General features: G+C 69.4%; 20 protein-coding genes and 2 tRNA genes. 13 read left to right on the plus strand and 9 right to left on the minus strand.

Features of this window, described 5'->3' with window-relative positions; translation table 11 throughout:
* Nucleotides 1–2: 2 nt before the first annotated feature.
* Together AC07N1_RS17565 and AC07N1_RS17570 are read right to left on the minus strand one after the other, a co-directional pair.
* A tRNA-Gly gene (locus AC07N1_RS17565) sits at nt 3–77 on the minus strand.
* Between the two features lie 46 nt (nt 78–123).
* Nucleotides 124–198, minus strand: a tRNA-Gly gene (locus tag AC07N1_RS17570).
* A 169-nt stretch (nt 199–367) separates the two neighbouring features.
* Between AC07N1_RS17570 and AC07N1_RS17575 the strand changes: the two genes are divergently transcribed.
* Entirely contained in the window at nt 368–1,222 is an 855-nt protein-coding gene (locus AC07N1_RS17575; protein ID WP_494672954.1) for an SDR family oxidoreductase, read from the plus strand.
* 218 nt (nt 1,223–1,440) lie between these two features.
* On the opposite strand, the gene AC07N1_RS17580 is transcribed toward AC07N1_RS17575, so the two are convergent.
* Nucleotides 1,441–2,313: an alpha/beta hydrolase gene (locus AC07N1_RS17580; RefSeq protein WP_494672955.1), complete on the minus strand. Its 873-nt coding sequence runs from the start codon at nt 2,311–2,313 to the stop codon at nt 1,441–1,443.
* A gap of 56 nt (nt 2,314–2,369) precedes the next feature.
* Here AC07N1_RS17580 and AC07N1_RS17585 point away from each other — a divergent pair, with 56 nt between their 5' ends.
* Together AC07N1_RS17585 and AC07N1_RS17590 are read left to right on the plus strand one after the other, a co-directional pair.
* Nucleotides 2,370–3,566 carry a glycosyltransferase family 4 protein gene (locus tag AC07N1_RS17585; RefSeq protein WP_494672956.1) on the plus strand — a complete coding sequence of 399 codons (1,197 nt, stop codon included), beginning with the start codon at nt 2,370–2,372 and terminating at the stop codon, nt 3,564–3,566.
* A complete protein-coding gene (locus tag AC07N1_RS17590) occupies nt 3,563–4,534 on the plus strand; it encodes a glycosyltransferase family 9 protein (RefSeq protein ID WP_494672957.1) in 972 nt (323 codons plus the stop codon). Before AC07N1_RS17585 ends, AC07N1_RS17590 begins: the two co-directional genes overlap by 4 nt.
* A gap of 102 nt (nt 4,535–4,636) precedes the next feature.
* On the opposite strand, the gene AC07N1_RS17595 is transcribed toward AC07N1_RS17590, so the two are convergent.
* Nucleotides 4,637–5,143, minus strand: a complete 507-nt coding sequence (locus tag AC07N1_RS17595; protein WP_494672958.1) for a GNAT family N-acetyltransferase — start codon at nt 5,141–5,143, stop codon at nt 4,637–4,639.
* A gap of 57 nt (nt 5,144–5,200) precedes the next feature.
* On the opposite strand from AC07N1_RS17595, the gene AC07N1_RS17600 reads away from it, so the two are divergent.
* From AC07N1_RS17600 to AC07N1_RS17615, 4 genes are all read left to right on the plus strand, one after another.
* Nucleotides 5,201–5,773 (plus strand): TspO/MBR family protein, encoded by a 573-nt coding sequence (locus AC07N1_RS17600; protein WP_110119541.1) that lies wholly within the window; start codon nt 5,201–5,203, stop codon nt 5,771–5,773.
* A 45-nt stretch (nt 5,774–5,818) separates the two neighbouring features.
* Nucleotides 5,819–6,214 carry a ribosomal maturation YjgA family protein gene (locus AC07N1_RS17605; RefSeq protein WP_494672959.1) on the plus strand — a complete coding sequence of 132 codons (396 nt, stop codon included), beginning with the start codon at nt 5,819–5,821 and terminating at the stop codon, nt 6,212–6,214.
* A gap of 197 nt (nt 6,215–6,411) precedes the next feature.
* Nucleotides 6,412–7,074: a DUF1109 domain-containing protein gene (locus AC07N1_RS17610; RefSeq protein WP_494672960.1), complete on the plus strand. Its 663-nt coding sequence runs from the start codon at nt 6,412–6,414 to the stop codon at nt 7,072–7,074.
* Nucleotides 7,075–7,146: 72 nt separating this feature from the next.
* The gene (locus AC07N1_RS17615) at nt 7,147–8,526 is read left to right on the plus strand and encodes a hypothetical protein (protein WP_494672961.1); all 1,380 of its coding nucleotides are present in this window, start codon (nt 7,147–7,149) and stop codon (nt 8,524–8,526) included.
* Nucleotides 8,527–8,589: 63 nt separating this feature from the next.
* Here the strand turns inward: AC07N1_RS17615 and fba are convergent, their stop codons facing one another.
* From fba to gap, 3 genes are all read right to left on the minus strand, one after another.
* A complete protein-coding gene (gene fba, locus AC07N1_RS17620; RefSeq protein ID WP_494672962.1) occupies nt 8,590–9,681 on the minus strand; it encodes a class II fructose-bisphosphate aldolase in 1,092 nt (363 codons plus the stop codon).
* A 208-nt stretch (nt 9,682–9,889) separates the two neighbouring features.
* A complete protein-coding gene (locus tag AC07N1_RS17625) occupies nt 9,890–11,080 on the minus strand; it encodes a phosphoglycerate kinase (RefSeq protein ID WP_494672963.1) in 1,191 nt (396 codons plus the stop codon).
* A 175-nt stretch (nt 11,081–11,255) separates the two neighbouring features.
* Entirely contained in the window at nt 11,256–12,263 is a 1,008-nt protein-coding gene (gene gap, locus AC07N1_RS17630) for a type I glyceraldehyde-3-phosphate dehydrogenase (protein ID WP_487288554.1), read from the minus strand.
* 217 nt (nt 12,264–12,480) lie between these two features.
* Here gap and AC07N1_RS17635 point away from each other — a divergent pair, with 217 nt between their 5' ends.
* From AC07N1_RS17635 to AC07N1_RS17650, 4 genes are all read left to right on the plus strand, one after another.
* The gene (locus AC07N1_RS17635) at nt 12,481–12,924 is read left to right on the plus strand and encodes a hypothetical protein (RefSeq protein ID WP_494672964.1); all 444 of its coding nucleotides are present in this window, start codon (nt 12,481–12,483) and stop codon (nt 12,922–12,924) included.
* 4 nt (nt 12,925–12,928) lie between these two features.
* The gene (locus AC07N1_RS17640) at nt 12,929–13,255 is read left to right on the plus strand and encodes a cell division protein ZapA (protein ID WP_110119535.1); all 327 of its coding nucleotides are present in this window, start codon (nt 12,929–12,931) and stop codon (nt 13,253–13,255) included.
* A 382-nt stretch (nt 13,256–13,637) separates the two neighbouring features.
* Nucleotides 13,638–14,252, plus strand: a complete 615-nt coding sequence (locus AC07N1_RS17645) for a 5-formyltetrahydrofolate cyclo-ligase (protein ID WP_494672965.1) — start codon at nt 13,638–13,640, stop codon at nt 14,250–14,252.
* Between the two features lie 6 nt (nt 14,253–14,258).
* Nucleotides 14,259–15,080, plus strand: coding sequence for a TIGR00282 family metallophosphoesterase (locus AC07N1_RS17650; protein ID WP_494672966.1), 822 nt, complete (start codon nt 14,259–14,261; stop codon nt 15,078–15,080).
* Nucleotides 15,081–15,087: 7 nt separating this feature from the next.
* Here the strand turns inward: AC07N1_RS17650 and AC07N1_RS17655 are convergent, their stop codons facing one another.
* Nucleotides 15,088–15,750, minus strand: coding sequence for a DUF2059 domain-containing protein (locus AC07N1_RS17655; RefSeq protein WP_494672967.1), 663 nt, complete (start codon nt 15,748–15,750; stop codon nt 15,088–15,090).
* 143 nt (nt 15,751–15,893) lie between these two features.
* Between AC07N1_RS17655 and AC07N1_RS17660 the strand changes: the two genes are divergently transcribed.
* Nucleotides 15,894–16,310 carry an organic hydroperoxide resistance protein gene (locus tag AC07N1_RS17660; RefSeq protein ID WP_494672968.1) on the plus strand — a complete coding sequence of 139 codons (417 nt, stop codon included), beginning with the start codon at nt 15,894–15,896 and terminating at the stop codon, nt 16,308–16,310.
* 42 nt (nt 16,311–16,352) lie between these two features.
* Here AC07N1_RS17660 and AC07N1_RS17665 read toward each other — a convergent pair whose 3' ends face one another.
* Nucleotides 16,353–16,742, minus strand: coding sequence for a BA14K family protein (locus AC07N1_RS17665; RefSeq protein ID WP_494672969.1), 390 nt, complete (start codon nt 16,740–16,742; stop codon nt 16,353–16,355).
* Between the two features lie 174 nt (nt 16,743–16,916).
* On the opposite strand from AC07N1_RS17665, the gene AC07N1_RS17670 reads away from it, so the two are divergent.
* On the plus strand, nt 16,917–17,672 hold the full coding sequence (locus tag AC07N1_RS17670; protein WP_494672970.1) for a YebC/PmpR family DNA-binding transcriptional regulator: 756 nt from the start codon (nt 16,917–16,919) through the stop codon (nt 17,670–17,672).
* Nucleotides 17,673–17,755 lie beyond the last annotated feature (83 nt).

Genomic DNA, 17,755 nt, shown 5'->3' on the forward strand with positions numbered 1-17,755 from the left:
AATGGAGCGGGCGAAGAGATTCGAACTCTCGACATCCACCTTGGCAAGGTGGCGCTCTACCACTGAGCTACGCCCGCGCACCGATTTTCTTGTCTCTGTCCACGACCTCCAGGGAGGAGGGAATGGAGCGGGCGAAGAGATTCGAACTCTCGACATCCACCTTGGCAAGGTGGCGCTCTACCACTGAGCTACGCCCGCATCGAAGAGGCTGAAAACAGCGCCCCGCGACGAGGAGGCGGCTTATGGCAGAGCGATCCGCGCTTGGCAAGCGGTGTTGGCGAACTTCATGGGGATGAATGTCGCACTTGCGGAACCGGCCGTTTAGGCGGCTCATTGGGCCCTTGGAATTGGGGTCGGGATCTCGCGTTTGCGTCTCTTCGTGTTTGGATTGGGCTATGTCGGCGCCGCCTTCGCCGAATCTCTGGCGGCGCGGGGCTGGTCGGTCGCGGCGACGGGCCGCACGCCCGAGGCGCGGGCGGCGGTGCAGGCCCGGGGCTTCACCGCGGTCGATCCGGACGACAAGGCCGCGATGGTCGAGGCCATGCGTGGCGTCAGCGCGGTGCTGGTCACCTCGCCGCCGACCGGCGAGGGCTGTCCGGCGCTGGAGGCGGTGATTCCCGCCCTGGCCGCCGCCGAGGCCTTCCCCGACTGGATCGGCTACCTCTCCACCACCGGCGTCTATGGCGACTTCGACGGGCGCTGGGTGTTCGAGACGAGCCCGCTGAAGGCCCAGTCGGTCGAGGGCGCGCGCCGGGTCGGCGCCGAGCGCGACTGGCGACAGGTCTGCCGTGGCATGGGGCTTACCGTCGTGACCTTCCGCCTGCCGGGAATCTATGGCCCGGGCCGCAGCGCCTTCGACCGACTGCGGGCCGGCGAGGGCCGTCGCATCGTCAAGCCGGGCCAGGTGTTCAGCCGCATCCACCGCGACGACATTGTCAGCGGCCTGCTGGCCTCGCTGGAGAAGCCCCGCGCCGGGGCGGTCTACAATCTGTGCGACGACGCGCCGGCCCCGCCGCAGGACGTGATGGAGCACGCCGCCCTTCTGCTGGGCGCGCCGGTCCCGCCGGACCTGCCCTTCAACGCCATGGGCCTGTCGCCCGCCACTCGCCGCTTCTACGCCGAGAACAAGCGCGTCTCGAACGCGCTCGCCAAGGCCGAGCTGGGGTGGCGGCCGAAGCACCCGACCTATCGCGAAGGCCTGGCGGCGATTTTGAAGGGGTAGGGGCTAGAGAGGTCGAGGTTGCGGCGGCCTTGCGAGCCGCAAGACCTTTCCTCTTTTCCCGTCATTCCCGCCCTTGTGGCGGGAACCCCTGGTTCCGTTCGCAAGTAGAAGTGCGAGCGGCGTGCTCGGCACGCCGCCACTACCGCCCCCGCGGCTGATAGAGGGGTTCCCGCCACAAGGGCGGGAATGACGGGAGATTGTGGGGGGAAGGTTCCCGCCTACTCCTCCTCGTCCCCCAGGTCGGCCGCGGCCCAGGCCGCCGCCGGGGCCTGGCCGGCCGAGCGGGCGGCGGCGGCGCGGGCCAGGCGGCGGGCCACGGGGTCGTCTTCCACGGGCGTGGCCAGCACGCGGGCCTCGGCCACGGCGGCGACCAGGCGTTCCAGGTCCTGCGGGCGCGACAGGCGGTGGTCGCCGTCCTTGATCAGCGAGAAGATGACGTCGGCGCTGGTCAGGCCGTTGGCCAGCTCCAGGGCATGGGTCCAGGGCACGTCCTCGTCCTGGCCGCCCTGCAGCACGCGGACGGGAACGTCGATCGGCACGGGGCCGGGCAGGATCGACCAGCGGCCGCCGTCCTCCAGCAGGTCGCGGGTGATGGCGTAGCCGCCGTCGTCGTATTCGGACGGCCGGATCCAGAAGCCGTCGCGCTCGATCGCCGCCCTGGCCTCGTCGGAAAGGTCGGGCGCCATCAGCTTCTCGGTGAAGTCGGGGGCCGGGGCGACCAGCACCAGGGCCTTGACCCGCTCGGGCCGGGCGATGGCCGCCAGGCACGCCAGCCAGCCGCCCATCGACGAGCCGACCAGCACCAGCGGTCCCTCGGTCAGGTCGTCGATCACGCAGAGGGCGTCGGCCCGCCAGCGGCTGATCGTTCCGTCCTTGAAGTCGCCCGACGATTCGCCGTGGCCGAAATAGTCGAAGCGGACATAGGCGCCGCCCGTCGCCACGGCCTGGTCAGCCAGGACCTGGGCCTTGGTCCCGGTCATGTCGGAGTGAAAACCGCCCAGCCAGACCACCGTGGGGCCTTCGCCGTCGATCCGGCGGTACGCGAGACGCTGATTTTCTTCGCGCGGGAGGAAATCGCGGACTTCGGTCATGGCGCGGCCTTGTTCGTTTCGCTAACTAGCTTCTCCTAACCTCTTCAGAGCGCGGCGTGTCCATCCTTCCCGATGATTTCACCCTGCTGCAGGTGACTCCGGAACTGGAGACCGGCGGCGCCGAGCAGACCACGATCGACGTGGCCCATGGCGTGGTCGCCCTGGGCGGCAAGGCCCTGGTCGCCACCCGAGGCGGCCGCATGGCCTCGCGGCTGGAGGCCGACGGCGGTCGCCTGGCCCAGATGCCGGCCCAGTCGAAGAACCCCCTGGTGATGCTGGGCAACGCCGCCCGCCTGATCGACCTGATCCGCCGCGAGAAGGTGACCCTGGTCCATGCCCGCTCGCGCGCCCCGGCCTTCTCGGCCCTGTGGGCGGCCCACGCCACCCGCACGCCGTTCGTGGCCACCTACCACGGGGTCTACAACGCCAAGTCCAGCCTCAAGCGCTGGTACAACGCGGTGATGACCAAGGGCGACCTGGTGATCGCCAATTCCGAATACACCCGCGCCCACGTCATCGCTGAGCACGGCGTCGCTCCCGAGCGCGTGGTGGCCATCCCGCGCGGGGTGGACCTTTCGCGCTTCGAGCCCGGCTTCGTCGCCGCCGAGCGGGTCGAGGCCCTGCGCAAGGCCTGGGGCGTGGCCGCCGACGAGCGACGCCTGAAGGTGCTGCTGGCCGGCCGCCTGACCCGCTGGAAAGGCCAGGGGCTGGCGATCCAGGCGGTGGCCCGGCTGAAGGCGCTAGGCGACGTCCGGGTGCTGCTGCTGCTGGCCGGCGACGACCAGGGCCGCAAGGGCTATCGCGCCGAGCTCGAGCACATGATCGCGCAGGCGGGCCTGGAAGACAGCGTCAAGCTGGTGGGCCACTGCGACGACATGCCGGCCGCCTATCTGCTGGCCGACCTCGCCATCGCCCCTTCGCTGGAGCCGGAGGCCTTCGGCCGCACGGCGGTCGAGCCGCAGGTCATGGGCCGCCCGGTGATCGCCGCCGACCATGGGGCGACGTGCGAGACGGTGGTTCCCGGCGAAACCGGCTGGCTGGCCGCGCCCGGCGACGTCGAGGCCTGGGCCAAGGCCCTGAACGACGCCTGCGAGGCGGGAGCCGCGGGGCGCCTGGCCATGGGCGTGGCGGCGCGAACCCGAGCCCGTCGGTTGTATTCGGTGGACGCCATGGTCGAGGCGACCCTTAAGGTCTATGCGCGCGTGATCTCGGCCCACAGGGCCGGTGTGAGAGTTTCGGAGTCGAAGGGTTGAGCAAGGAGATCAAGAAGGTCCTGGTCATCAAGCTGGGCGCGCTGGGCGATTTCGTCCTGGCCCTGGCGGCGATGAAGAAGATCCGCGAGGCCCACCCGCGCGCCAAGATCACCCTGCTGACCACCCCGCCGTTCGAAGCCCTGGCCCGCCTGTCGCCCTATTTCAACGCGGTGGAAGTGGACGGCCGTCCCAGCGACGCCGGCGACCTCTTCAAGATGCTCGGCCGCATCCGCAAGGCCAAGTACGACCGCGTCTACGACCTGCAGACCAACAGCCGCACCGGCTGGTACTTCCAGGCCCTGCGGCCGTTCCCGCCGCAGTGGTCGGGCATCGCCAAGGGCGCCAGCCTGCCCCAGCGCGGCCGCGCCCGCTATCACATGCACACGCTGGAGCGGCACGCCGACCAGCTGCGCCAGGCCGGTATCTGGCCCGACGCGCCGATCGAGCCGGGCAGCGCCCCGCCGCCGGACCTGTCGTGGATCCTGCGCAAGCACAAGGACGCCCGGCCGGTGGCCGGGGCGGTGACGCCCAAGCCCTATGTGCTGCTGGTGCCCGGCGGTTCGGCCCACCGGCCCGAGAAGCGCTGGCCGGTGGAAAGCTACGCCCAGCTGGCGGCGCTGCTGAAATCGAAGGGCCTGGACATCGTCATCATCGGCGGGCCGCAGGAAAGCGCCATGGCCCGCCAGATCCAGAAGGCGGCCGGCCAGGCCCGCGACCTCACCGGCCGCACCGACTTCGCCCAGCTGGCGGTGCTCGGCGCCAAGGCGGCCTTGGTGGTCGGCAACGACACCGGCCCGACCCACCTGCTGGCGGCGGCCGGCGCACCGACCATCGCCCTGTTCTCCGACGCCTCGGACCCGGCGCTGTGCGGCCCGCGCGGCCACGTGGCCGTGATCCGCTCGCCCGACCTCAAGGCCCTGCCGGTCAGCACCGTGGCCAGCACCGCGATCTCGCTGCTGCCGCGGTAGGTGCTGATCCTCGCCCTTTGGCAGGCTCAGGGTGAGGATCAAATGCAGGCGCCGCAGTAGAAACCTCATCCTGAGCTTGTCGAAGGACGAGGTTTCTTCCCGTCAGCCCGGCCGGGCCATGAAAAGCCTGGCGGACTCGTCCAATCCCCGCACCAGGTGCTCGGCCCTGATCGCCGCCATGCCGGGCGTCAGCGCTTGGACCTCCACGAACCCCAGCCGCGCGTAGTAGGGCGCGTTCCAGGGCACGTCGCGGAAGGTCGAGAGGGTCAGGCGCCCGCTCGTCCGTTCGCCCACGGCGTCCAGCAGCGCCGCGCCGATCCGCCGGCCGGCGAAGGCGGGCAGGACGTCGAGCTGCTCCACATAGAGCCCGTCCTCCAGCGCTCGGAACATGACGAAGCCGGCGATCTCGCCGCCCGCCTCGGCGACCAGCAGGCCGCCCTCGGCCACGCGCTGGATCAGCACCGCCAAGGGCGTCGGCTCGTCGGCGGCGATGGCGTCCATCAGGCCGACGAAGCGCTGGGCCGAAGCGCGCTCCAGCGCCCGGATCGTCTCGACCTCGACGGCGCGCGCGGGACGTAGCAGGATGGGAGTCGTGGGGGCGCGGGTCATCTGGAACCAAGCCGAAAGCTGAGCGGTTTACGGTTCCAAGTTATCGAGGAGTCCGTCATGCGCATCACCACCGGCAAGCCGTACGCCCATCGCACCCTGGCCGGCCGCGAAGCGTTCCAGCCGGACACCAGCGGAAACAGCGCCGGCGCGCAACTGGCTATAGGCCTGGCCCTGGCCGGCGGGGCGCTGTTGGCCGCGACGCTGATGGGCCGCCGCCACGAGCGGGTGATCGATGACGAGGAATACGCGGTCGGCTACGCCGAGATGCACGAGCCCGTCGCCCATCAGCCCAAGCCCCTGACCAGCCTGCTGCTGCCGCCGCTGTTCATCGCCATGACCCTGTCGGGCCTGCGCACCTGGAACGCGCCGTCCAGCCCGGCTCGCACCCGGGCGCTGACCCTGTGGAGTCTGACCCAGGGCTTCAACGCCCTGTGGCTGGCGTTCGGCACGAAGCGGGGCGGCGGCCAGTTGGCGGTGGCGACGGCTTCTCTGGGCGCCTCGGCCGCCTACGCCGTCGAGGCCCGCAAGGTCGGCGGCGCCTCGTCGCCCGACCTCGGCTGGCTGGGCGTGGCCAACGCCCTGACCGCCCAGCTGTGGCGCCGTTCGCCGGTTCGTCCCACCTTGCACTGATCGCCCCGACGCGGCTTCCTCCTGGCCGTTCGAGCGGGGAGAGGCATGCGGATTCGGTTGGGCCATCTGGTTGTCGCCCTGACGCTGTTCGCGGTCGAGGTCGCCATCGCTCTATGGTGGCGTGACCGTTTCGTGCGGCCCTATCTGGGCGACGTGCTGGCCGTGGTCATGGTGCATTTCGGCCTGCGCGGCGTGACGCCCCTGAAAGCGAAAGGCGCGGCGGTGAGCGCCTTCGGCCTGGGCGTGGCGATCGAGCTTGGCCAGGCCGCGCATGTCCTGGCTCTCGTCGGACTTCAGGGCAGCGCCCTGGCCCGCGTGGTGTTCGGCGGGGTGTTCGATCCTGCGGATCTCGTCTGCTACGGTCTGGGCGCGCTCCTGGCGCTGACCGCCGATCGGCTGGCGCTGGGACGATCCGTGGTCGGATTGAAGCGAGCGGCCTGAACGCGCGGCGCCGAAAGCGTCGCCATGCGCGAATCGAGAGCGTCCACAACCGCTCCACAGGAGTCGAAGAACGCCGGTATTGACTTCCTCTGCCTAAGCCTTACGCATTCGCTCCACCTTTTGAGAGCGCATCTCAAGAGCGCGAGCCGGCGGGGGACGACGGCCGACAACAAAGGGACTGTTGCGGGGGGAAGCGGTTGGCCTTCGACGACGCGACCTATGACGACGCCGTCCTGGCCGAGGACGCGCGCCGACGCCCGTCCGGCCAAGGGCCGCGCGTTGCTCGCCCGGCCTGGCGGCTGGCCGAGATCGGCGTGGCCGGCGGGCTGGCGGCCCTGCTGCTGATCTTCTTCTGGCTCGACCTGCGGCCCGACATCGAGACCGCGCCTTCCCAGCCGTTCTTCTGGCTGAAGATGGCCTTCACCGCCGCGGTGGGGGCGGCCGGCTTCGACGGCCTGGCCCGGCTGCTGCGTCGTGGGCCGCCCGCGCCCACCGTCATCATCCTGGCCGCCGTGGCCGCCCTGGTCTTCGTGGTCGGCGGCGTCGCCGAGATCGGACGCCTGGAGCCGGCCCTGCTGGCGCGCCAGTTCTCGCCGGTCTCGATCGGGTCGTGCTTCTTCAACATCGTCGCCCTGGCCCTGCCGACCCTGCTGCTGAGCCTGACCGCCCTGCGCGGCATGGCCTGCGATCGCCCGAGCCTGGCCGGCTTCGCGGCGGGGATCTTCGCCGGCGGGGTGGCGGCCAGCGTCTATGGCCTGCACTGCCCGCACTCGACCTTTCTGTTCGTCGGCCTGTGGTACGGCGGCGGCATGCTGCTGAGCGGAGCGGCCGGCGCGGCGATCAACCGCCTGACGGTCTGAAGGCGCAGGTTGGCTGGTTCATCTTATCGGTGCGCCATGCGACAACCACAAGCATAGCTTGATGGAGGTTCCATGCCATTCCTGATGCCGCCGCCGCCCCCCGCCCAGACCTGCGACGCCGCCGCGGCGGAGGCCGTTGTCTCGCGCCTGGAGGACCAGGCCTTCGCCGCCATGAGGGCCGCCACCGAGAAGGTGGCCCTGGCCGCGCGCAACGGCCCCGTCGGCGCGGCGGGCGACGCCGAATGGGCCGAATACAAGCGCCTGCGCGTCGAGGCCGACCGCCAGCGCGCCGACGCCATCGCCTGCCGGGCCCGTCCCGTCCTGGCCGCCGCGTCGCCGCCGCCGCCCCAGGATGCGCCTGCCCCGGCCTCCGAGATGATCCATCTCGACAACGACGGCGCGCCCCGCTTCCGGGTGGAGGCCAGCGTCTTCGAGGCCGACCGCCAGCCGACCTCGGCCGGGCGCCTGGCCGTCGAGACCCGCGTCGGCTACGCCTTCAGCAGCACGCCGGTGCTGGCGACCCAGGCCCTGCCGAGCCTCAACAGCGACTATACGGTTAGCGGCGGGCGCGACGGGCCGACGCCGCATGTGCGCAGCTGGTCTTCCGGCTTCACCCTGGGGGGCGAGTTCGCGCCTGCGGGCCTGGGGAACCAGGGCTGGCGCTTCACCTCGCGGATCGGCAACCAGCTGGAGCGGACCAAGAGCAGCATCGATCCCTTCACGCCGGACTATGTGGTCACCGGGCCGGGGCAGCTGATCTTGCCGTGCGGGTTCTGCTCGCCGGCCTATCGCTTCCCGGTCACGCTGGACGTCGTCCGCTTCAGGGGCGCGGGCGTACCGACGTCGCGACTGTTCGCCGACAATGTCAGGCAGACCTCGAAGAAGGTGGATATCGACCTCGGCGCGGCCCGCGACTTCCAGCTCGCCGGCGTATTCAGGGGCGCCCTGGCCAGCGTGGGCGGCGAACTGGGGGCCGGCTGGTGGACGATCGAGGAGCGCGAGCAGATGGCCGCGTTCGGCCGTAACATCGCGGGGTTCCGCTCGGCCGACGGTCCGGTTGGGCGCCTGGCCCTGACGAGCGCGCTGTCGGCGCGCGTACCCCGGATCGAGGGGCTGTCCTGGTCGATCCGTTCACGGATCGGTTACGAGATCGCCGACCTCACCGCCACCTCGTTGATGGTAGAGCAGACCGCCGGCTACAGCAGCCGTTCGACGATCCAGGACATGAACGACGGCGTCATCGGCGCCGTGGGCGCACGCCTGGACTACGTGCACGGACCGCTGGGCGGTTTCGTCGCCGTCGAGCGGCGCCGCGACCTCTCGCTGAACAGCGTCCAGACGGCGCCGGGAACCCTGACGCGGGCCTCCAAGCCGTTCGAGGACGGTTCGGCCGTCTACATCTGGCCCGTCTACAGCTCGCGCCTCACAGTCGGCGTCAACTACGGCTTCTGACGCAAAGAAAAGGCCCTCCCGGCGAACCGGGAGGGCCGTTTGCGATCGCGCCGTGCCGATCGCCTATTCGGCGGCGGCCTTGCCGGCCGCGGCGCCGAACTTGGCGTCCAGTTCGCCGGCGGCGTAGCGCTTGGCCATGACCGCGGTCGAGATCGCCTTGATCTTGCTGGCGTGGCCGGCCGAGCCGAACTCGACGAAGCGGGCCTGGCAGACCTTGCGCATGGCTTCCTTGGCCGGCTTCAGATAGGCGCGCGGGTCGAACTCGTGCGGCTTCTCGATCAGCAGCTTGCGGATGGCGCCGGTGATGGCCATCCGGTTGTCGGTGTCGACGTTGATCTTGCGCACGCCGTGCTTGATGCCGCGCTGGATCTCTTCGACCGGCACGCCCCAGGTCTGGGGCATCTCGCCGCCGTACTGGTTGATGATGTCCTGCAGGTCCTGCGGAACGCTGGACGAGCCGTGCATCACCAGGTGGGTGTTGGGCAGGCGGCGGTGGATCTCCTCGATCACGTTCATGGCCAGGACGTCGCCGTCCGGCTTGCGCGTGAACTTGTAGGCGCCGTGGCTGGTGCCCATGGCGATCGCCAGGGCGTCGACGCCGGTGGCCTGCACGAAGTCGACCGCCTGGTCCGGATCGGTCAGCAGCTCGTCGTGCGACAGCTTGCCTTCGAAGCCGTGGCCGTCTTCGGCCTCGCCCATGCCGGTTTCCAGCGAGCCCAGAACGCCCAGTTCGCCCTCGACCGAGACGCCGCAGCTGTGGGCCATCTGGACCACCTTGCGGGTGACGTCGACGTTGTACTCGTAGGACGCCGGGGTCTTGGCGTCCTCCATCAGCGAGCCGTCCATCATCACCGAGGTGAAGCCGTACTGGATCGCCGTGGCGCAGGTCGCCGGGCCGTTGCCGTGGTCCTGGTGCATGCACACCGGGATGTGGGGATAGAGCTCGACCAGCCCGTCGATCAGGCGGGTCAGGATGATATCGTTGGCGTAGTTGCGCGCCCCGCGCGACGCCTGGATGATGACCGGGCTATCGACCGCGTCGGCGGCCTCCATGATGGCCAGGCCCTGTTCCATGTTGTTGATGTTGAAGGCGGGCAGGCCGTACTCATGCTCCGCCGCATGGTCCAGCAACTGCCTAAGCGTGATCCTCGCCACGTGGTATTTCTCCTGCAAGCTTTGAAGTCGTTGACGTGTTTCTTGTTTTTGGGGCGCGGCGCTTTTGCGCTCTTTGCCCAGGGTTCCCGGGGCCGGTTCCTCGTCCGGTGATCCGAGAGCGGAAGCCCCGGACCCGAAAGGCTCGGGGCGGGGCGTTCCGACTTTGCTGAGGTCCGGCGCCGTTCGGCTGGCCGGAGAAGGTCCTCCCTTAGGCCTCCAGGGCCGCGACGCCCGGAAGCGTCTTGCCCTCCATCCATTCCAGGAACGCGCCGCCCGCCGTCGAAACGAAGGTGAAGTCGGCCGACACGCCCGCGTGGTTGAGCGCCGCGACAGTATCACCGCCGCCTGCAACCGCCACGATCTTACCCGATTTAGCCAGTTCCGCCGCGTGTTTCGCCGCCGAAACGGTCGCTTCGTCGAAGGGCTGCACTTCGAAAACGCCCAGAGGGCCGTTCCAGATCAAGGTGACGCTTTGATCCATCGCCGCCAGCAGGCGCTTGGCGCTTTCCGGACCGGCGTCGAGGATCAGGTCGTCGGCCTGCACGTCGCCCAGCTGGCGCACGGCGGTCTCGACGCCCGGGGCGACCTTCTTGGCCACGACCACGTCGACCGGCAGCAGCAGCTCGCAGCCGGCGGCCTTGGCCTTCTCGATGATCTCGCGGGCGGTGTCGGCCAGGTCCTTTTCGCAGAGCGAGCCGCCGACGTCGTGGCCCTGGGCGTAGAGGAAGGTGTTGGCCATGCCGCCGCCGATGGCCAGGCGGTCCAGCTTGGCGACCAGGTTGTTCAGGAGGTCGAGCTTGGTCGAGACCTTGGAGCCGCCGACGATGCCGATCACCGGCTTCTTCGGATTGCCGAGGGCCGCGTCCAGGGCTTCCAGCTCGCGCTGCATGGCCAGGCCCGGATAGGCCGGCAGCAGCCTGGCCAGGCCTTCGGTCGAAGCGTGGGCGCGGTGGGCGGCGCTGAAGGCGTCGTTGACGTAGACATCGCCGTTGGCGGCCAGGGCGGCGGCGAACTCGGGGTCGTTCTTCTCTTCGCCGGCGTGGAAGCGGACGTTCTCCAGCAGGGCGACGCCGCCGTTCTCCAGGCCGTCGACGACCTTGGCGGCTTCAGGACCGATAGCGTCCGAGGCGAAGGCCACCGGCTGCTCCAGCAGCTTGCTCAGGGGCTCGGCCACGAAGCCGAGGCTCATCTCCGGCACGACCTTGCCCTTGGGGCGGTCGAAGTGGGCCAGCAGCACGACCTTGGCGCCGGCCTTGGACAGGAAGGCGATGGTCGGCAGCGCCGCGCGCAGGCGGGTGTCATCGGTGATCCGGCCGCCATCGACGGGCACGTTGAAGTCCACCCGGACCAGGGCGCGCTTGCCGGCGAGATCGGCGGTGTCGAGGGTGCGGAAGGTCATCGGGAAGATCCTGAAGGTCGGTGCGTTGGACCTCGTCCTTCGACAAGCTCAGGGTGAGGTCCAACAGAGCAGGCGTTGCATCAGCCCTCATCCTGAGCCTGTCGAAGGACGAGGGCGGCCTCGCGAGAGGCCAAGGAAAACCCCCGTCCTTGGAAGGGCGGGGGTTTTTGAAGGCTTAGAGGAACTTCGCCATTTCCAGGGCGGTGTCGCTCATGCGGGTCGCGAAGCCCCACTCGTTGTCGTACCAGCTGAGCACGCGGACCAGCTTGCCCTCGATGACCTGGGTCTGGGGCAGGGCGGCCGTCGAGCTGGCGGCGATGTGGTTGAGGTCCGACGAGACCAGCGGCTCGGTGGTGGTGAACAGCACGCCCTTCATGGCGCCGTCGGCGGCGGCCTGCAGGGCGGCGTTGACCTCGTCGACCGTGGTGTCGCGCGAGGGCACGACCTTCAGGTCGATGACCGAGACGTTCGGGGTCGGGACGCGGATCGACGAGCCGTCGAGCTTGCCCTTCAGTTCCGGCAGCACCAGGCCCAGGGCCTTGGCGGCGCCGGTCGAGGTCGGGATCATGCTCAGGGCCGCGGCGCGGGCGCGGTAGAGGTCCTTGTGCATCGTGTCCAGCGTCGGCTGGTCGCCGGTGTAGCTGTGGATCGTGGTCATGTAGCCACGCTCGATGCCGACCAGATCGTGCAGGACCTTGGCCACCGGGGCCAGGGCGTTGGTGGTGCACGAGCCGTTCGAGACGATGATGTCGTCGGCGGTCAGGGTCTCGTGGTTGACCTTGTAGACGATGGTCTTGTCGGCGCCGTCGGCGGGAGCCGAGACCAGCACGCGCTTGGCGCCGGCCTTCAGGTGCAGGGCGGCCTTGTCCTTGGCGGTGAAGATGCCGGTGCACTCGAAGGCGATGTCGACGCCGAGGTCGCCGTGCGGCAGCTCTTCGGGGTTGCGGATCGCGGTGACCTTGATCTTGCCCGTGCCGACGTCGATCCAGTCCTCGCCCGAGGTGACGACGCCGGGGAAGCGGCCGTGCACGCTGTCGTAGCGCAGCAGGTGGGCGTTGGTCTCGACCGGGCCCAGATCGTTGATCGCCACCACCTCGATGTCGCGGCGGCCGTTCTCGGCGATGGAGCGCAGCACGAGGCGGCCGATGCGGCCGAAGCCGTTGATGGCGACGCGAAGGGCCATGTGGTCTTTCTCCTCACGATCGGACCCGCTCGGAAGCGAGCGGCGTTCCTTGATTTTGCAGGCGGTTTCGCGGTCGCGAGCGGCGAAGTCAAGCCCAGGAACGCTCACAACAGATTAGCTATTGTTGTGACGCCGGTAACATCGCCCAATTGTGGTCACGCCCGCTGGCGAAGTCGGCGGCGATCTATATGTTGCGCCGCATGATGGGAACTTGCCGATGACCCCGGGCGAAGGAAGCGCCCTCGACCTGGCCGCGCGCCGGCTCGAACGCGCCGTCGCGAACCTGGAGCAGAAAATCGCCGCCGAGCGGGCCGAGCATGCGCGTCTTGCCGCCCAGCCGACCTCGGGCGACCTGTTCGAGGCGTCGCCGGCTCCGGCCGATGTGGCGGTGGTCGAGCAGGCAGCCCAGCTGGCCGCCGACCTGGAGGCCGCCCGTGTGCGCGAGCGCGCCCTGGAAGAGGCCGGCGAGCAGGCCAGCGAGGCCCTGGGCCGCGCCATCGCCGAGATCCGCGCCGCCCTGGGCGACGAAAGCCTGATCGGCGAAGGGGTCCACGACGACGAAGACGAACTCCAGCTCACCGATGTCGTCGAGGACGACCTGGAGCCGCCGTTCGACGAGGACGATCCGCCCTTCGACCCCGACCCGCCCGCGAAGGCCTGAGCCCATGGCGCAATTGACCATCCACGTGAACGGCCGGCCCTACACCGTCGGCTGCGAAGACGGCCAGGAGGCGCACCTCCTGGAGATCGCGCGCCTGTTCGATCGCCAGGTCCGCCAGGTCAGCCAGGAGGTCGGCCAGCTGGGCGAGACGCGCCTGTTCCTGATGGGCGCCCTGCTGCTGGCCGACGAGCTGTCGGACCTGAAGCTGCGCCTGGCCCACAACCAGTCGGAACTGGCCCGCCTGCAGAACGAACAGACCCGCGTCGAAATCCGCGCCATCAAGGCCATCGACGCCGCCGCCGAGCGCATCGAGAAGCTGGCGGCGGGCTGACCCCTCCGGCCCTTCGGGCCGCCTCCCCCCAGAGGGGGAGGATCTGAAGCGCCAAGATGCTCCCCCTCTGGGGGAGGTGTCGCGAAGCGACTGAGGGGGTTTTCGGCCGGCGCGACATCTCGTCGGACGTGAGGGTCTATCGCTGAGCGGTCCGACCCCCTATATTGCTCCGTGGCGGGTCCTGCTGCGGCCCTCGTCGAAGATTTCTATTCCCAGGGACCTTAATCTCTCTATCGGGACCTGTTCCCTCCCGTGGCCGTGGCTGCGGGAACACGGGGCCCACCTGTAACTAACAGGTTCGAGTGGATTGAAACGTCTTCACGGTTCTTCGCGGCGCCGCCACCCTTTCCCTCTCCCGCCATTCCCGCGTTAGAAGTCGGCCATGACCATCGCCGACCCCGCCGCCGCCAAGTCCGCCCTGCGCGTCTTCGTGCGCAATCGCCGCAAACAGCTGGCTCTTGAGCATCCCGAGGCCGACTGGATGCTGGTCGATGCGGGGCGTGAGCCGCTGTCGGCGCGCTTTCCGCAGCCGCAGGGCAAGGTCGCCGCCCTCTATCATGGCCTGGGATCCGAGGTTTCCGCCCGCGCCCTGGCCGACTGGCTCGCCGAGCAAGGCTGGAGCCTGGCCCTGCCCAGCGTCGAGGGCGCCGATCCGCACGGCAAGGGCGGCCACATGGTGTTTCGCGCCTGGACGCCCGGCGAGCCCCTGGCCCGCGACGCCATCGGCCTGGTCGCGCCCGTCGCCGAAAACCCGGTGGTCCAGCCCGACCTCGTGGTCGCGCCGCTGCTCGGCTACGACCGCGAGGGCCGCCGCCTGGGGCAGGGGGGCGGCTACTACGACCGGGCTCTCGAGACGCTGCGCCAGCGCAAGGACGCCTTCGTCCTGGGCCTCGCCTATCACGGCCAGGAAACCCACAATCTGCCCGACGAACGGCACGATCAACGATTGGACGCCATTCTTACCGAAAACGAGTATATCGAGGTCCGAAAGGACTGATCGATCATGCGTTTTGCTTTCTTCGGCGACGTCGTCGGCAAGTCGGGCCGCGACGGCCTGGCCGACCACCTGCCGGGCCTCCGTCGCCAACTGGGCCTCGAGTTCGTCATCATCAACGCCGAGAACGCCGCCGCGGGCTTTGGCATCACCGAGAACACCGCTCGTGAGCTGTTCGACGCCGGCGCCGACTGCCTGACCCTGGGCAACCACAGCTGGGACCAGCGCGAGGCCCTGACCTACATCGTGCGCGAACCGCGCCTGATCCGTCCGGCCAACTACCCGATCCTGTCCGACGCCCCGGGCCGGGGCAGCCACCTGTTCCAGACGGACTCGGGGAAGACGGTGTTCGTCGTCAACCTGCTGGGCCGGGTGCACATGGACGCCATGGACGACCCGTTCGCCGCCGCCGACCGCGAGCTCGACAAGGCTCCGCTGGGCCAGGTCGCTGACGCGGTGATCGTCGACATGCACTGCGAGGCGACGTCCGAGAAGATGGCAATGGGCCACTATTGCGACAGCCGCGCCAGCCTGGTGGTGGGCACCCACACCCACGTGCCGACCGCCGACTGCCAGATCCTGCCCGGCGGCACGGCCTACCAGACCGACGCCGGCGCCTGCGCCGACTACGACAGCGTGATCGGCAACCAGAAGGAAGAGCCCCTGCGGCGCTTCACCACCAAGATCAGCGGCGGTCGCTACCAGCCCGCCAGCGGCCCGGCCACGGTCTGCGGCGTGTTCGTCGAGACCGACGACCGCACGGGCCTGGCGGTGCGCGTCGAGCCGATCCGCGTCGGCGGCCGGCTCCGGCAGTCGGTGCCGGTGGTCTAGCGGAGCGCTACTTCTTCGCGGCCGGCTTTGGGCAGGTGGTGTTGGTCATGCCGATCCTGCCCAGGTTGGCGCAGTAGTTCCTGGTGAAGGCCGTCCGGAAGATCGGGCCGCGACGCTGCAGCGAGGACCGGGTCGTCTCCATGGAGCCCGGAACGAGCTCGAGGATGCGCATGACCTGCGGGTGCTCAAGGGCGTAGGCGCCGAGCTGTTCGTTCTCCTCGGGCGTCATCTCGTTGGGCGTCAGCACCGACTTGCGGCCCAGCGGGGTTTCGTAGAAGCCGCTGAGGTCGTCGATCTCGGCGGCTGTCAGCTGGCCGGCGTAATAGGCCGCCAGGTCGTCGAGGACGCCTTCGGTCAGGCGGGCGCGAGGCGCTTCGACCGCGTTGGCGAAGGCGTCCATCACGGGGCGTTGCTTCTCGACCGGCAGGGTCTTGACCTGGCTGAGGGTCTGCTCGCGGGTCTGGCCGATCAGCAGGTCCAGCGTCTGGGCGATGCCCGTCTCCATGTTCATGGCCCGCATCAGGCGGCGGCCTCGCGCGATCTGCTCGGGAGAGGCGGGCTGGGCGGCGTTGGACGGCGGCGTCGCCGGCTGGGCCTGGACGAGCGCGGGTCCGGCCAGGGCGGCCGTGGCGAGCCACGCGGCGCCGACGATGCGCGTCAAAGTCTTCATTCTCGCCCCCGAGCTGTGGAGCGCTCGCCCTATCATTGCGGTGCGCGGCGTGTCCACGCGGCGCTTTCCGACAATCTACTCCCGCTTGCATCTGTCACGATCGGAGGCTCAAGCTCGATCCGAGGCCAGCCAGAGGAGCCCTCATGACCGACACCACCGTCTATACCGCCAAGGCCCACGCCGTGGGCGGGCGCCAGGGAACCGCCAAGACCGACGACGGTCACCTGGACGTGCAGCTGGGCTATCCCAAGTCGCTGGGCGGCAACGGCGAGGGCACCAATCCCGAGCAGCTGTTCGCCGCCGGCTACGCGGCCTGCTTCCTCGGCGCGCTGGGCCTGGTCGCGCGCGGCCAGGGCGTCGCCCTTGGCGAGCACAGCCTCGACAGCGAGGTCGACCTGATCAAGGACGACGTCAGCTTCCACATCGGCGTGCGCCTGACGCTGAACGCCCCTGAAGTCGATCGCGCGGTCGCCGAGGACCTGCTGCACAAGGCTCACCAGGTCTGCCCGTACTCCAAGGCCACCCGCGGCAACGTCGTGGTCGAGCTGAAGGTGGCGTGAGGTCCTGGCGCGGAGCCTGACGGGCTCCGCGCCATTCTCAGGCTACAGCACGCATCGGCGATAGACGCCCGGCCGCACGCGGTAAGTGTCGGTGCGCGGGTTGTAGCTGCGATAGCGCTGCTGGCAGGCGTGCACGTGGCGGTACCAGCTGTTGTGCTTCTTCCAGTGCGAGGGCGGCGTCGGCGGGCGGGCGCCCCAGTGGTTGTCCCAGTGGCCGTAGTCGGGACCGCCCGGGCGATTGGGGCCGGGCAGGGGCGTGGGTCTGCCGGGGCCGGAACCTGGGCCGTTTCCGTGTCCCGGGCCATTGCCAGGGCCTTGGCCCGGACCCTGGCCGCCGTGTCCCGGCGGGTGGGACTGGGGCGATTGGGCGATGGCGGCGGGCGCGGCCGCCAGCAGGGCCGCGCCGATGACGGCGAGCATCAGTTTCCGCATGAGGATCCATACTCCGGCCGAGCCGGCGCCCGACGCGCCCCCGATCAAGGAACTCGGCGCAACCTCAACCGTCGGCGCGGCCGTCAGTTCCATCCCCGGGGTGACAAGACGCGCCCCGAAGCGGTAGAAGCGCCGCCAACCCATTACTGTCACACACTAGAGAAGAGCCTCCGAATGGCCGGCCACTCGAAATTCAAGAACATCATGCACCGCAAGGGCCGCGCCGACGCCGCGCGCTCCAAGCTGTTCTCAAAGCTGTCGCGTGAAATCACCGTGGCGGCCAAGACCGGCCTGCCCGACCCGGCCATGAACCCGCGCCTGCGCCTGGCCGTGAACAACGCCAAGGCCGAAAGCCTGCCCAAGGACGTCATCGAGCGCGCCATCAAGAAGTCGCAGATGGGCGACGCGGCCGACTACACCGAGATCCGCTACGAGGGCATGGGCCCGGGCGGAGTCGGCGTGATCGTCGAGGTGCTGACCGACAACAAGAACCGCGCCGCCAGCAACGTCCGCTCGCTGTTCTCCAAGTATGGCGGCAATCTGGGCGCCACCGGCTCGGTGACCTTCAACTTCGACCGCCTGGGCCAGATCGAGTATCCGGCCAAGAAGGCCAGCGAAGACGACATGATGGAAGCCGCCATCGAGGCCGGCGCCCAGGACGTCGAAAGCGACATGGACGAGGAGGGCTCCGGCCACACCGTCTACACCGCCTTCGAAGACCTCAACGAGGTCTCGGCCGCCCTGGAAGCCAAGTTCGGCGAAGCTTCCTCGACCAAGATCGTCTGGAAGCCCAAGCTGCTGAACGAGGTCACCGGCGACAGCGTCGCCACCCTTATGAAGCTGCTCGACGCCCTGGACGAGGACGACGACGTCCAGAACGTCTATTCCAGCGCCGACATCAGCGAGGAAGACCTGGCCAAGCTGGGCTGATCTTCTTCGTGGCGGAACCTTATCCTTCGACAAGCTCAGGATGAGGTTCTCTGCCGACCGAGCCTGCAATGGTCCTCATCCTG

The sequence above is a fragment of the Caulobacter sp. GW821-FHT09B11 genome (assembly GCF_059418205.1).